This window comes from Undibacterium sp. GrIS 1.8 (assembly GCF_040544445.1).
GTDB lineage: Bacteria > Pseudomonadota > Gammaproteobacteria > Burkholderiales > Burkholderiaceae_D > Undibacterium.
On sequence record NZ_JBEONQ010000076.1, the window covers coordinates 1 to 13157 of the forward strand.

The 13157-nt window shown below is 47.1% G+C and carries 10 protein-coding genes; all 10 read right to left on the bottom strand.

Annotated features, from left to right (window positions below):
- Positions 1–470: hypothetical protein (locus AAKU64_RS21015; RefSeq protein ID WP_354362932.1), on the bottom strand; the 470-nt coding region annotated here is incomplete at its 3' end.
- Positions 471–977: 507 nt separating this feature from the next.
- Positions 978–2147 carry a ribonucleotide-diphosphate reductase subunit beta gene (locus AAKU64_RS21020; protein WP_354333944.1) on the bottom strand — a complete coding sequence of 390 codons (1170 nt, stop codon included), beginning with the start codon at positions 2145–2147 and terminating at the stop codon, positions 978–980.
- 167 nt (positions 2148–2314) lie between these two features.
- Positions 2315–5236, bottom strand: a complete 2922-nt coding sequence (locus tag AAKU64_RS21025; RefSeq protein WP_354333946.1) for a ribonucleoside-diphosphate reductase subunit alpha — start codon at positions 5234–5236, stop codon at positions 2315–2317.
- Positions 5237–5691: 455 nt separating this feature from the next.
- Complete coding sequence (gene ampD / locus AAKU64_RS21030) at positions 5692–6348, bottom strand: 1,6-anhydro-N-acetylmuramyl-L-alanine amidase AmpD (protein ID WP_354362933.1); 657 nt, start codon at positions 6346–6348, stop codon at positions 5692–5694.
- Positions 6349–6364: 16 nt separating this feature from the next.
- Positions 6365–7954: a sigma-54-dependent transcriptional regulator gene (locus AAKU64_RS21035; RefSeq protein ID WP_354362935.1), complete on the bottom strand. Its 1590-nt coding sequence runs from the start codon at positions 7952–7954 to the stop codon at positions 6365–6367.
- Positions 7955–8019: 65 nt separating this feature from the next.
- Positions 8020–9774, bottom strand: coding sequence for a two-component system sensor histidine kinase NtrB (locus tag AAKU64_RS21040; protein ID WP_354362936.1), 1755 nt, complete (start codon positions 9772–9774; stop codon positions 8020–8022).
- A 13-nt stretch (positions 9775–9787) separates the two neighbouring features.
- Positions 9788–10054 carry a PP0621 family protein gene (locus AAKU64_RS21045; RefSeq protein ID WP_354362937.1) on the bottom strand — a complete coding sequence of 89 codons (267 nt, stop codon included), beginning with the start codon at positions 10052–10054 and terminating at the stop codon, positions 9788–9790.
- A complete protein-coding gene (locus AAKU64_RS21050) occupies positions 10051–10860 on the bottom strand; it encodes a cytochrome C assembly family protein (protein WP_354362939.1) in 810 nt (269 codons plus the stop codon). The genes AAKU64_RS21045 and AAKU64_RS21050 overlap by 4 nt, the downstream gene beginning before the upstream one ends.
- 267 nt (positions 10861–11127) lie before the next feature.
- Entirely contained in the window at positions 11128–11457 is a 330-nt protein-coding gene (locus AAKU64_RS21055; RefSeq protein WP_354333957.1) for an antibiotic biosynthesis monooxygenase family protein, read from the bottom strand.
- A 117-nt stretch (positions 11458–11574) separates the two neighbouring features.
- The gene (locus AAKU64_RS21060) at positions 11575–12978 is read right to left on the bottom strand and encodes a sigma-54-dependent transcriptional regulator (RefSeq protein WP_354362940.1); all 1404 of its coding nucleotides are present in this window, start codon (positions 12976–12978) and stop codon (positions 11575–11577) included.
- Positions 12979–13157 lie beyond the last annotated feature (179 nt).

Consider the following 13157-nt stretch of genomic DNA (forward strand, 5'->3'; position numbering starts at 1 on the left):
GGCTTCGCTGCTGCTTTCGCTGCTGGCTTTGCTACCGCTTTTTTGGCGACTGGCTTCGCTGCTGCTTTCGCTGCTGGCTTTGCTACCGCTTTTTTAGCGACTGGCTTAGCTGCTGCTTTTGCTGCTGGCTTTGCTACCGCTTTTTTAGCGACTGGCTTCGCTGCTGCTTTCGCTGCCGGCTTTGCTACCGCTTTTTTAGCGACTGGCTTAGCTGCTGCTTTTGCTGCTGGCTTAGCTACAACTTTTTTAGCTGCTGGCTTCGCTGCTGCTTTTGCTGCTGGCTTAGCTACCGCTTTTTTTGCGACTGGCTTAGCTGCTGCTTTTACTGCTGGCTTAGCTACAACTTTTTTAGCTGCTGGCTTAGCTGCTGCTTTTGCTGCAGGTTTCGCTGCTGCTTTTACCGCTGGCTTAGCTGCTGCTTTTTTTGCAGGGGCTTTCTTTGCCTCTGGTGGTTTTGGTCCTGTTGCCATTTTGTTTCTCCTTCATGAGATGGAAAAAATTGATCAATTAAATCCGCTCATTAAAACAATAAGGCGAGCGGATTATTCATGGGCACAAACAAACTGTTGTTTGCGCTAATGAATGCGGCACCGGCTGAACTGCTGCATCTCCTCTATTGATGCAGCACTTCAGCCATATGGCTTTTGAAGGCGATTCCGTATCCCGGGTATCACAATCCAGCGCTTGCCAGCACAGTTGCGGATACCAATATCAGAATCAAGCAAAACAAACAGCCAAAAAAAACGCCCGCATTAATCAATGCCGGCGTCGGTATTTTGTATTGCAGGAGTTTTTCCAAAACCAAAAGCCGCGACACTTGCGTGGTGTCGCGGCACAAACAGAGTAGATCGATTCGGTCTATGACTGTCCATTCAGTTTGGTGAGGCCTCTCGCGTTTTACACGTCATGCGAATTTGAGTAAGGCATCCAGACTAATCTGAATTTTGGCGGAAATTATTTTCACTGTTTTTCAACTGTTATTCCCAGTTGAGCGCTCCGCCAGTTTGGTACTCAATCACACGTGTTTCAAAAAAGTTGCGTTCTTTTTTCAGGTCTATCATTTCGCTCATCCACGGAAACGGATTTTCTTCCTGCGGGAACAAAGTATCAAGTCCAATTTGTTGTGCGCGGCGATTAGCGATGAATCGTAAATATCCTTTGAACATCGGCGCATTCAAACCAAGCACTCCACGCGGCATTGTATCCTCTGCGTAGCGATATTCCAACTCCACCGCACGCAAAAACAACGATTTAATTTCATCACGAAATGTCGCTGTCCACAAATGCGGATTTTCCATCTTGATCGTGTTGATCAAATCAATTCCGAAATTGCAGTGCATCGATTCATCACGCAAAATATATTGATATTGTTCTGCTGCGCCCATCATTTTATTTTGACGACCGAGCGCCAAAATTTGTGTAAAGCCGACGTAGAAAAACAGACCTTCCATCAAGCATGCAAAGACGATTAAGGACTTTAACAAAGTCTGATCTGTCTCCATCGTACCGGTCTTAAATTCCGGATCGGTCAATGCGTTGATGAACGGGATCAGGAACTGATCTTTATCACGAATCGACTCAACTTCATTGTAAGCATTGAAGATTTCTGCCTCGTCCAAACCCAACGACTCAACGATATATTGATAAGCATGAGTATGAATCGCCTCTTCAAAGGCTTGACGTAACAAATACTGACGGCATTCTGGTGCGGTGATGTGGCGGTAAGTACCCAGCACAATATTGTTCGCGGCCAGGGAATCAGCGGTCACAAAGAAACCCAGATTACGTTTGACTAAACGACGTTCGTCTTCTGTCAAACCATTTGGACTTTTCCAAAGTTCAATATCACGCTGCATATTGATTTCTTGCGGCATCCAGTGGTTAGCGCAACCCGCTAGGTATTTGTCCCATGCCCATTTATATTTAAACGGCACAAGCTGATTGACATCAGTTTGTCCATTGATAATCCGCTTATCGGCAGCATTAACGCGACGTGCAACCTCTGCAGGTGCAGCCTCAACAGATTTTATCGGTGCAACTATTGCAGCAAGCTCTGGTAATGGCATACGGGTATTGATCGCTGGCATCGCTGGTGTCGCTGGAGCCATCGGCGCTGCTGGAGCGACTTCTTCATCCCAAGAAAGCATTGGTATATTCCTTAAATTCACTTACTAAATAATTCTATCGTTTTCAGATTTTCAGATGGAGCGAGCATTATCGCTCTGCCTCTCACCCTTGATCACTTGCTGCAGTTGCAGCAGTTTTGTTAGTTAACCGCTTATTTACTGATGAGCGGCTAATTCACTTCCCGCAATTACTGACAAGCTTCGCACTCTTCGAAACCGGCATCGCCAGGACGCAAGTAGCAAGCAGCACCATCGGCTTCTGATGCAGTAGCTACAGGCACTTCTGCGCTAGCAGAATATCCGCCGCTGCCATCCACGGCAACTGCATTCAGTGCACCGGTTTTACTTGTGGACTTTTCAGTATGAGTCGCACCTATCGTACGCAGGTAGTAAGTGGTTTTCAGACCACGCAACCAAGCTAACTTATAAGTCTCGTCCAGTTTTTTACCGGAGGCGCCTGACATGTAAATATTCAGTGACTGCGCTTGATCTATCCATTTCTGGCGACGTGATGCAGCTTCTACCAACCAGGATGGACTAACTTCAAATGCAGTTGCATATAATTCTCGCAGGTCTTGCGGGATACGATCAATCTTTGCCAGGCTACCGTCGAAGTATTTCAGATCAGCGATCATGACTTCGTCCCATAAACCACGTGCTTTCAGATCACGCACCAAGGATTCATTAATCTCAGTAAACTCACCAGACAAATTCGATTTTACATACAAGTTTTGATAAGTCGGTTCGATACAAGCCGATACACCAATAATGTTAGAAATCGTCGCTGTAGGAGCAATCGCTACACAGTTGGAGTTACGCATACCGAACTGTTTAATACGATTACGGATAACAGACCAATCCATCGTTTCAGAATAATCGACCTCCAGATAACCACCGCGCTCTTCTGCTAACAGCTTCAGAGAATCTTGCGGGAGAATGCCACGATCCCACAAAGAACCACGATATGAGCTGTAAGCGCCGCGCTCTTCTGCCAACTCAGACGATGCCAGATAAGCGTAATAGCACACTGCTTCCATCGAGTTATCAGCAAATTGCACTGCATCCATTGAGGCATAAGGTATGCGCATCATGTGCAAGCAATCCTGAAAACCCATAATACCGAGACCAACCGGACGATGACGTAAGTTGGAGTCACGCGCTTTCTTAACTGCATAATAGTTGATGTCGATCACGTTATCCAGCATGCGCATCGCTGTGCGGATAGTTTTTTGTAACTTGATGTGATCGAGTTTGCCGTCCTTCATGTGCGCTGGCATATTGACCGAACCTAAATTACATACTGCGATCTCGCTGTCGTTTGTGTTGAGTGTGATTTCGGTGCACAAATTAGATGAGTGAACTACGCCCACATGTTGTTGTGGCGAGCGAATATTGCATGGGTCTTTAAATGTAATCCATGGATGACCAGTCTCAAACAGCATGGATAACATCTTGCGCCACAAGTCTAGCGCAGGGATTTTTTTGGATAGTTCCAGCTCACCGCTCGCCGCTTTAGCTTCATAAGCAACGTAAGCCTGTTCGAAAGCTTTGCCAAACTTCTCATGCAAGTCAGGTACATCGGACGGCGAGAATAAAGTCCAGTCGCCTTTTTCCATAACACGCTTCATGAACAAGTCAGGAATCCAGTTAGCGGTATTCATGTCATGCGTACGACGACGATCATCGCCAGTGTTTTTACGCAGATCAAGAAATTCCTCAATATCCATGTGCCAGGTTTCCAGATAAGCGCAGACTGCACCTTTACGCTTACCACCTTGGTTGACCGCAACGGCTGTGTCGTTGACGACTTTCAGGAAAGGCACGACGCCTTGGGATTTACCGTTAGTTCCTTTAATATGTGCGCCGAGTGAGCGGACTGGCGTCCAGTCATTGCCCAAACCACCTGCATATTTCGCCAGCAGAGCGTTTTCTTTGATCGCTTCGTAAATACCATCCAGATCATCCGCGACCGTAGTCAAGTAGCAAGAGGACAGTTGTGAACGCTGTGTACCTGAGTTGAACAAAGTCGGAGTCGAACTCATAAAATCAAAGCTAGACAATAAATTATAAAACTCAATTGCACGAGCTTCACGATCAATCTCGCTAATAGCAAGACCCATCGCAACACGCATGTAAAAGGCTTGCGGCATCTCAATCCGTGTTCCACGTACATGCAAGAAGTAACGATCGTACAAAGTTTGCAGACCGATGTAACCAAATTGCAAATCACGATCAGCAACCAGCGCGTTGGCAAGCTTTTTCAAATCGAACTGACCTAATTTTGCATCCAACAACTCTGCTTCAATACCCTTTTTGATAAATTTAGGGAAGTAGTCAACGTATTCTGCCGCCGCTGCTTGTTGCGCAACTTCTTTACCAAATACCTCTTTACGAACTGTATGCAACAACAAACGTGCTGTAACCTGACTATAGGCAGGCTCTTTTTCCATCAAAGCGCGGGCAGCCAAAATAGCCGATTTATGCAGCTCTTCAACTGGCACGCCATCGTACAAATTCTTTAAGGTTTCTGCCAGAATTGCTTCTGGATCGGCCAACTTATCCAAACCAACGCAAGCAGCTGTAATCAAGTTACGAACTTGTGCGATATCCAGCACCGTAGGTTGACCATCAACGATCACATGAATTTGCGGTACTGCGATATCGGTCTTGGATGCCTGTTGCGATTCTAGTTGCTGGCGGCGCTCATCTTGACGCTTGGCACGATACAAAACATAGGCACGTGCCACATCATGTTCGCCAGAACGCATCAGTGCTAATTCAACTTGATCCTGGATATCTTCAATATGAAACGTACCGCCAGTTGGCTGTCTGCGTACCAAAGCAGACACGACGCTAGCAGTTAATTGCTCTACCAATTCACGGATACGGGCAGACGCCGCACCTTGGCCGCCGTTAACTGCCAAAAAGGCTTTAGTCACAGCGATTGCGATTTTGGAAGGCTCAAAACCAACCACAGCACCATTCCGGCGAATGATGCGGTAGTCACTGTAACTGGTAGCTTGCGAAACTGGCGCATGGTTAACTGCATGCGACTGTAAAGCCGACAGATCAGATGTGATTGGTGTTGATGTTTCTATTGAAGAGTGCATTTGGCCTCCGGGGTCAGCGTGAATTGTGTTTACGTCGTACTTCGTGTTTTGAGACCGATGATCTCGATCGCAATGCTTATTTTTTCAACTAAGTTACCGAACTAAGTTGCTCAACTACGTTTGATTTACTGCGTTTGGTTTGTATTTACTGGAATTACCTACTGTCTTGAATTAGGTTTTTACTCCATTTGAGTCAAGCAATATAAATTCAGTGTGAATTCAAAATCTGATCCAAGTCTCTGTTTTATAAATCATTTATGACAATAAAACCGGGGTAAAAACAAGATCAAGTGAAACAGGATTAACAGCAGCATTATTTAAACCAAACCACTAGATGTAGTGCAGAAGATTTGATTTGCACTAATTCTAGTGCCAGAGAGGGAGATGTGCAATCGCTTTTTTTGTTAAAAAGAGAATTATTTTTTTACGACAGCTGGGTTTGTTGATTGACAATCTCAAAGCATGAATGGAAAGCTTGGTGCAGCATGAGTAAGCACTAACCTAAATTCTTGATCCAATAATTTTTTATATTGTTTCCAGTCAAAATAGGGGCCGGGGTCAGTCTTCCTTCCAGGAGCAATATCTTGATGTCCAACGATGTGACGGATAGGTAGTTTTTGGCATAGGGCGTAACTGAGCGATGCCAGGGTCTGATATTGCCCAGCTTCAAACTCCTTAGTATCAGTCCCCTCAAGCTCTATGCCTACAGAAAAATCGTTACAGCCAGACTCTCCATTGAACTGCGAAACACCCGCATGCCAGGCCCGTGCCGCGGTTGAGACGAACTGCAATAAGCTTCCATCACGGCGTATCAAAAAATGGCTAGACACGCGTATGCCGCGCAAGGACTCCAAACTGGGGTGCATTGAGTAATCAAGCTGATTTAAGAATAAATCGGGAATTGCAGAGCCGCCAAATTGACCGGCAGGCAAGCTGATGTTGTGAATTACCAGCAGTGAAACTTCGGAATGCTCGGAGCGAGCATCAAAATTAGAAGACGGCAGCCGCGTTGCTAATGAATACCAACCATCCGCATCTAACCCGATAGTTGTGCTCGAAGATGCCGAGTTCGTCTGCCTTGCCGAGCTTGATGGATTTAATGGAGTTGACATAGTCAAATGACCCGATTTACTCCGGGTCATGAATCTTCAGTTTTTGTATCTGGTAACGCAATTGCCGGAAACTTACTCCCAGTAATTCTGCCGCTTGTGTGCGGTTATTGCGCGTCTTAACCAGTGCGCGGCGAATAACTTCCTTCTCTATCCGCTCCAGATAATCTGGCAGAGAACATGGTAAATCAGGCTCGATGAAAATATTTTTCCCGTTATCCGTGACGCTAACGACAGGCGCTACATGATGCGCATTCTGGTACGGGGACAAAGCGGCAGAGTTAGTTTCAATCGCATGGCTTGGGTTTAGCACCTCTGCAGGAGCCGATGTTTCAGGCGTGTCAGGCAGGCTCGTCATTGCTGGTGAAAGTACTGGTAATGCTTTTGTCGCAGGACGCAAAGCCAGATCACTGACCTCAATACAACCATCATTCGCAAATGCCAACGCACGCTCCAGAATATTCTCCAGTTCGCGCACATTACCCGGAAAATCATAGGCGGCCAAAGCTTGCAGCGCCTCATCAGATAGTAAGGTAGCAGCGCCAGAATTAGAAAGTTCTGGGGTAGAAAGACGTCGCAAAATACCTTGCGCCAATTCTGCCACATCCCCTAAACGCTCACGTAGCGGAGGCAAATGCAACTCAATGACATTCAGGCGGTAATATAAATCTTGGCGAAATTTACCTGCCGTCACGCAATTAGCCAGGTTTTGGTGAGTCGCGCTAATAATACGGACATCGACAGGCTCTTCGTTAGTCGCGCCGACCTTGCGGACTCGCCTCTCTTGTATCGCACGCAACAGCTTGACTTGCATCGCCAGCGGCAAATCAGCAACCTCATCCAACATCAGCGTACCGCCGCTCGCCGCCTGAAAAAAACCATCACGGTCATCACTGGCGCCAGTGAACGCACCTTTGCGATAACCAAAAAATTCCGCCTCCATCAAGGCCTCTGGGATGGCACCACAATTAACGGCAATAAATGCTTTGTCCGCACGCGCACTATTATTGTGTATCTCACGCGCTGCCAGCTCTTTACCGCTACCTGATTCTCCAGTGATGATGACTGGTGCCATGCTGCGCGCCAGTCTGGTGATTTGGGAGCGAACATGCTGTAGCGCCTCAGAACGTCCGATCAAACCAGAAGGTAGGATGCGCTCTGCTTGCTTGCTATCATTACCATCTTGAATGTCATGTGCTGTACGGATTTCGCCCAACTGCAAAGCTGATCTGACCAGCTTACGCAACTGATCCAGTGCCACCGGCTTAGACACGTAATCAAAGGCACCTGCCTTAAGGGCAACCACTGCGTTGTCAGCGCTGCCAAAAGCGGTAATCACAGCAATCGGCGTATTTTTATAATGGCTGTTAACGTCCTGGACTAACTCCATGCCAGAACCATCCGGTAAGCGCATATCAGTCAGGATTAAGGCATAACTGGTTTTGGATAAATAATTACGTGCTACCGCGAGTGTCTCGGCGCTATCTACGTCCAATCCCATCTTGATCAGAGTAATTTCCAGCAACTCGCGCAGATGCGCCTCATCATCCACAACAAGAATGCGTGGACTGCCTGGCAAATCTTTAGAGTTCAACTCTTTATTATTCATATTTACTCGTATCTTTATGCGCCTTAGTGCATGCAACTTAGTTCACCCTGCTTAGTTATCGCAACTTAAGAAGGAGAAGAGTCGATCAAAGTGAAGTTAACCACAAAACGGCCTTTTGATTCACCAAATAATGAGTAAGGATCATCCGTATGGTATTCATAATCAAGCAAAGCATGATTATTCAAACATAGTTCACGCGCCATATACAAACCTAAACCGGTACCTTTACTGGATGTCGTGTAAAAAGGCTCGAACAAATGTGAGCGCACTTCTGCACCGATGCCAGGGCCATCATCCTGAATATGCAACTCTTGCCGGTTGATCGCACTCAATTGCGCATAAATCCGAATGCTGCCTGGCTTACCACTGGCATAACGCACAGCATTCGACAGCAGGTTAACCACAATTTCTCGCAAATGGCCGGGATCAAACACAATATGGAAAGTAACTGACCTATCCGTATAAATCAAATGTGGATCCAAGCCACGTGTCTCCACAAAGTCTTGCACAATCTCAGTGATAAAAGGCAACAAAGAAAACGGCTTCGTATCTGCCTGCGCCTTGCGTGATAACTTAAGAATATCCTCGATCAACTGGTTTAAGCGTCCGACATTATCATCCACAATTTTTAGCAGGCGCCGCGCTTGTACCGGGTTAGACATATCCTCACCCAACAACGAGGCGGCATAAGAAATCGACGACAAAGGATTTCTGACTTCATGCGCAATACTCGCCGTCAAACGTCCCATTGACGCTAGCTTTAATTGCTGTGCCTGATTCTCGATATCCGATACATCCTGCATAAAGATAATGGTGTACGTGCCCTGCTCATGGCTAAACCCTGCAATATCTGCACTATCGACATCTACAAAGCGCAATTTCAAATGCGTCACTAAATCAGACCGATTCAGGTTTTCTGGTGAACTGGCATCAATCGTGGCATCGTTTAATTGCCGGATAGAGATGAACGAAATATCTTCACCCACCGTCCACGGCATGATGCCAGTATGAATAGTCTTGGTATTGAGCGTAGAGTCATTTCTGCTCGACAAAACCTCAGCTATTGGTCGCAAAGCAGGAATATCGCGCAAACGGGCGCGGCTGGCTTGCTGGATCAGGCGTGCGCCCAACATGCGCTCTGCTGCTGGATTCATTTCAACTAAATGTTCAGTCTGGTCGATAACTAAAATACCATCGCCCATATCGGCAATTACCAGGCGATTAATCGCCTGTTGTATCGCCAGCGCTTTGCCACGCTGTGCTGCCAAAGCCTCTTGCTGGATCAGATTTTTTGCTAAGCGGTTGAGTACAAATACCACCGCAAAATAAGCTGCACCATACAAACCGGCTTGTGATGTCAGGCTGGAATCTTCTTGCTGCAAAACCCGATAAATACTCTCTACTAATAAAAATAAAGTAACAAAGGCTGCAAAAAATAAACCCCACAATAAGGGAGCCAGAATACCGACGCCCGCTAAGGGAAATATATACAGAATTGCTAAGCCACTTTTATTACCGCCAGAGGCCAGATAAATAATAGAAATAATAATGACATCGAGTGCAATCTGGCTCGCTAATTGCAGCATAAACCGTCGCTGATAATTAATTTTAATCAGGACAAAGAAAATGGCGATGATCAGGTAGGCGGTACAAGCCTGAGTGAATACGGTGTACTCCGTCAACCATATTTCTTTACCGCCCTTCAGGCTCATATAACCAAACAACACGATGGCAACGACCACCCGAGACACATTCAGGGTCTGAAGGGAACGCCAGAAAGTGGCGCTAGGTAAAGAGGAGGAGCTAGCGGAGCTGGACATTTAATGCAGCGGTCTAATGCAAGTCTGCATGGGCGACGCTACAAAACACTTGCTGCTGCCGGTACACTGCCTCGGACGAGGGCACATACACCTGGCAATGCTCACAACAAACCATAGTCTCGGCATGTTGATTTGCCGAATTAGGGTTGGGATTAGGACTTGAGCCAGTTGACCCGCCATCCAAAGGTGCTTGTTGCTGAGCCGATGAGATTGTTGAACTTTTTTTACGCAAAGCCAACACCACCAACACGGCAAGCACCAGCCACATTAAGAACTTCATGACAGGCTCCTGTGCAATATCACTTCTAAGACAAACCGGCTACCGACGTAGGCAAGTAACAAGGTTAAAAAACCGCTTAGGGTAAAACTCAATACCGTTTTCCCACGCCATCCGCGCCAGCGGCGACCTATCAGCAAAATACCAAACAACATCCAGGAGAACAGCGACAAAATGGTTTTATGATCCCATTTAAACGCCACGCCCAAGACTTGCTCTGAAAATACGATGCCGGACAAAACAGTCAGGGTCAATAAAACAAATCCCATCGCCACCAGACGGAACAGAATTTTTTCCATCATCAGCAAAGCAGGTAAGCGCTCTATCGCCTTGCTAAGCCAAGGCGGTGTCGCTTTGCTAGCTTGCTTGTGCAGATGAGCATCTTGCAAAGTCATTACAACGGCATGGAAAGCAGCGATCGTTAATGTACTGTAAGACAGCAAGGCAATCGCAATATGCCAGGGAAACATCGCAGGCTTGCCTGCCATCGCGACCAAACTACCTGGGAAGAAGACAGGCAAGATCGCCATGATTGCCGCATTAGGCAGTAGCAATACTTTCAAACCATCTAAGGATAAATTACGACTCTCCAACCAGTAAACAAATACAGATACCCACAATGCGGCTGACAACATTACGGCAAACCCCACCCGCAACTCGTTCGGCATAAAAATAGTCAGATACAAAGCCGCTGCATGCACCAGCCAGCCAGCAATCGTCGTCATAGAATCCAGCAGGCGGCGCTGGCCGGGGATAAAGCTGCAAGCGATATATAGTGCAGCGGCAAGAAAAGGGAGATAAGTTTGCATGGTTTAAGTTTACACCATGTAGGCTCAGATTTAGCTTGGGATTTAGTATGAGAATTGTTAGTCCGATCAAGACCTGAATTGAATTTAGACCGTAAGCTTGTTGCAAGCCGTCCAATAAGACCCTCTAAAAACCCTTGAAGGAAGGCAGAGCGCAGGCTGCAAAACTATTTTTTTCGTCGCTTCTGCGCAGGCGGGAATCGCATGGAGGGAGCCTAGCCTTATTTCATTTTGGGTCAGTCATGAGTGAAGCACTGTTTTAGCAGCACCTTAATGATTCACAAATCCAGCCGTTGGATGTGGAATTAATCCGTCGCCATAAGCACGCAAGACCTGAGCAATAACCACTTGATAACCGTCCAGCCAGTTGGCTTGCGCGGCTTTTGCCTCCAGATGTTTGGGATGCTGCATCAATGCATGTAAGCCGTCCATGGTCTCCCAATAATAGACATTAGAAATTTGTCCGGTCGCTACATTCTCCCAAGCCTCTTCCCCGATATAACCTGTAGTTTGTTTGGCGACTTCGGCAATCGCTTGATCCAGCGCATAAAACTCTGCGTCGTACTGCTTTTTATTAAAGATAAATGTAGCTGAATACATCTGAATCCTCTGGCGGACAAAGTATAGGAAGGGTCGAACCTTAGCGAGCGAGGATTGTAGGATATTTATTTAGAGTGAGGTAATTTTTTACCGCTATGGATGGGCATTACAGCTATATCAATCAGCAGCAGGCTTAAACGACAACTGATATTTTTTCAGTTTGTCATACAGCGTTTTTTTCGGAATCCCTAACTGCTCCGCCGCCGAAGCGACATTGCCGTCTTGCTGTTGCAAGGCTTGCTGAATCAGCGTCGCCTCAAACTCCTCTATGCGTTTTGGCAGAGCATCACTTATATTCAAATTAGCGTTCAAATTTACGTTCGAATTTGCAGTAGAAATTTTGGTCAATGGCGCATCGTTAGTGTTCAGATTGTCCTGATTGACGTGCATCAGGTTTATATCAGCGACTCCCAGCACTAATTTATCCGCAAAGTTGCGCAGCTCACGCACATTACCGGGCCAGTCGCGCTGCTGCCATTGCAGCATCTGCGCAGTAGGAATCAGCGGTGCCGCTTGCTGATACCGGATCGCCGCCAACTTTAAGAAATGCGCCAGCAGTAAGGGAATATCCTCGCGGCGTTCATTCAGATGTGGCAGCTCGAGACTGACGACACTGATGCGGTAATACAAATCTTCGCGGAACTTAGCTTCTGCGCTCAATTGCAACAAATCTAATTTGCTGGCGGCGATGATGCGGCAATCCAACGTAATTTGTGCATTACCACCCAGTCGCTCCAGCTTGCGCTCTTGTAGCACACGCAAGAGTTTGACCTGCAAAGCCAGCGGCATACTTTCGATTTCATCCAGAAAAATAGTGCCGCCGTTGGCGTATTCCAGCTTACCGATGCGACGCTTTTGGGCGCTGGTGAAAGCGCCGGCCTCATGACCGAACATTTCGCTCTCAAACATCGACTCGGGCAATGCACCGCAATTGATGGCTACAAATTCGCCTGTACGTCCGCTGGCCAGATGCAATTGCCGGGCGACGACTTCTTTGCCGGTACCCGTGGCGCCGTTGATCAATACATCTGCCTGAGTCGAGCCTATCGTTCGGATAAATTTGCGCACCTGCTCAATCGCGGCGGTTTGCCCGATCAACTCTGGTAACGCAGACTGGCTAACAACTTGTTGCTTGAGCGTGCGATTGTCCATGACCAGACGGCGCTTCTCTTGCGCGCGCAAACAGGTGTTTAATAAGCGATCAGCCGCAAACGGTTTTTCGATAAAGTCATACGCACCATTGCGCATTGCCGCCACCGCCATGCTGACATCGCCGTGACCCGTAATCAAAATCACAGGCAAATCAGCATCCAGTGCCGCCACTTGTGCCAGCACGTCCAAACCTGATTGACCAGGCAAGCGCACATCTGTCACAACAATCCCGCTAAATTCTGGCTGCAAATAAACCTGTGCCGCCTCGGCACTAGCGCATGCATGTACTTGGAACCCGCCCAACTCCAAGGTCTGTGCAGTTGCCAGACGCACCGCTTGCTCGTCTTCAATCAAGATGGCTTTTAACATGCTATCGACGTTTGTCACACCTGACTCCCAAACTAAAAACCTCGAGGAAAACCATATACTCCCCTATTTTTTACAGAAATAATGCGGCGGATTCAAGTACGAAGAGCAACATTGAATAAAAAGTCAAAGGGTCAGATGCGATAGCATTCTGCCTTTTGACCAGCCAGTCGAAAGTTGCC

What these genes read in the sequence shown, in the direction of transcription:
- AAKU64_RS21045 (WP_354362937.1), bottom strand. Translation starts at nt 10,054, where the DNA reads ATGAAGTTCTTAATGTGGCTGGTGCTTGCCGTGTTGGTGGTGTTGGCT.
- AAKU64_RS21055 (WP_354333957.1), bottom strand. Translation starts at nt 11,457, where the DNA reads ATGTATTCAGCTACATTTATCTTTAATAAAAAGCAGTACGACGCAGAG.
- ampD (WP_354362933.1), bottom strand. Translation starts at nt 6,348, where the DNA reads ATGTCAACTCCATTAAATCCATCAAGCTCGGCAAGGCAGACGAACTCG.
- AAKU64_RS21060 (WP_354362940.1), bottom strand. Translation starts at nt 12,978, where the DNA reads ATGTTAAAAGCCATCTTGATTGAAGACGAGCAAGCGGTGCGTCTGGCA.
- AAKU64_RS21035 (WP_354362935.1), bottom strand. Translation starts at nt 7,954, where the DNA reads ATGAATAATAAAGAGTTGAACTCTAAAGATTTGCCAGGCAGTCCACGC.
- AAKU64_RS21020 (WP_354333944.1), bottom strand. Translation starts at nt 2,147, where the DNA reads ATGCTTTCTTGGGATGAAGAAGTCGCTCCAGCAGCGCCGATGGCTCCA.
- AAKU64_RS21025 (WP_354333946.1), bottom strand. Translation starts at nt 5,236, where the DNA reads ATGCACTCTTCAATAGAAACATCAACACCAATCACATCTGATCTGTCG.
- AAKU64_RS21040 (WP_354362936.1), bottom strand. Translation starts at nt 9,774, where the DNA reads ATGTCCAGCTCCGCTAGCTCCTCCTCTTTACCTAGCGCCACTTTCTGG.
- AAKU64_RS21050 (WP_354362939.1), bottom strand. Translation starts at nt 10,860, where the DNA reads ATGCAAACTTATCTCCCTTTTCTTGCCGCTGCACTATATATCGCTTGC.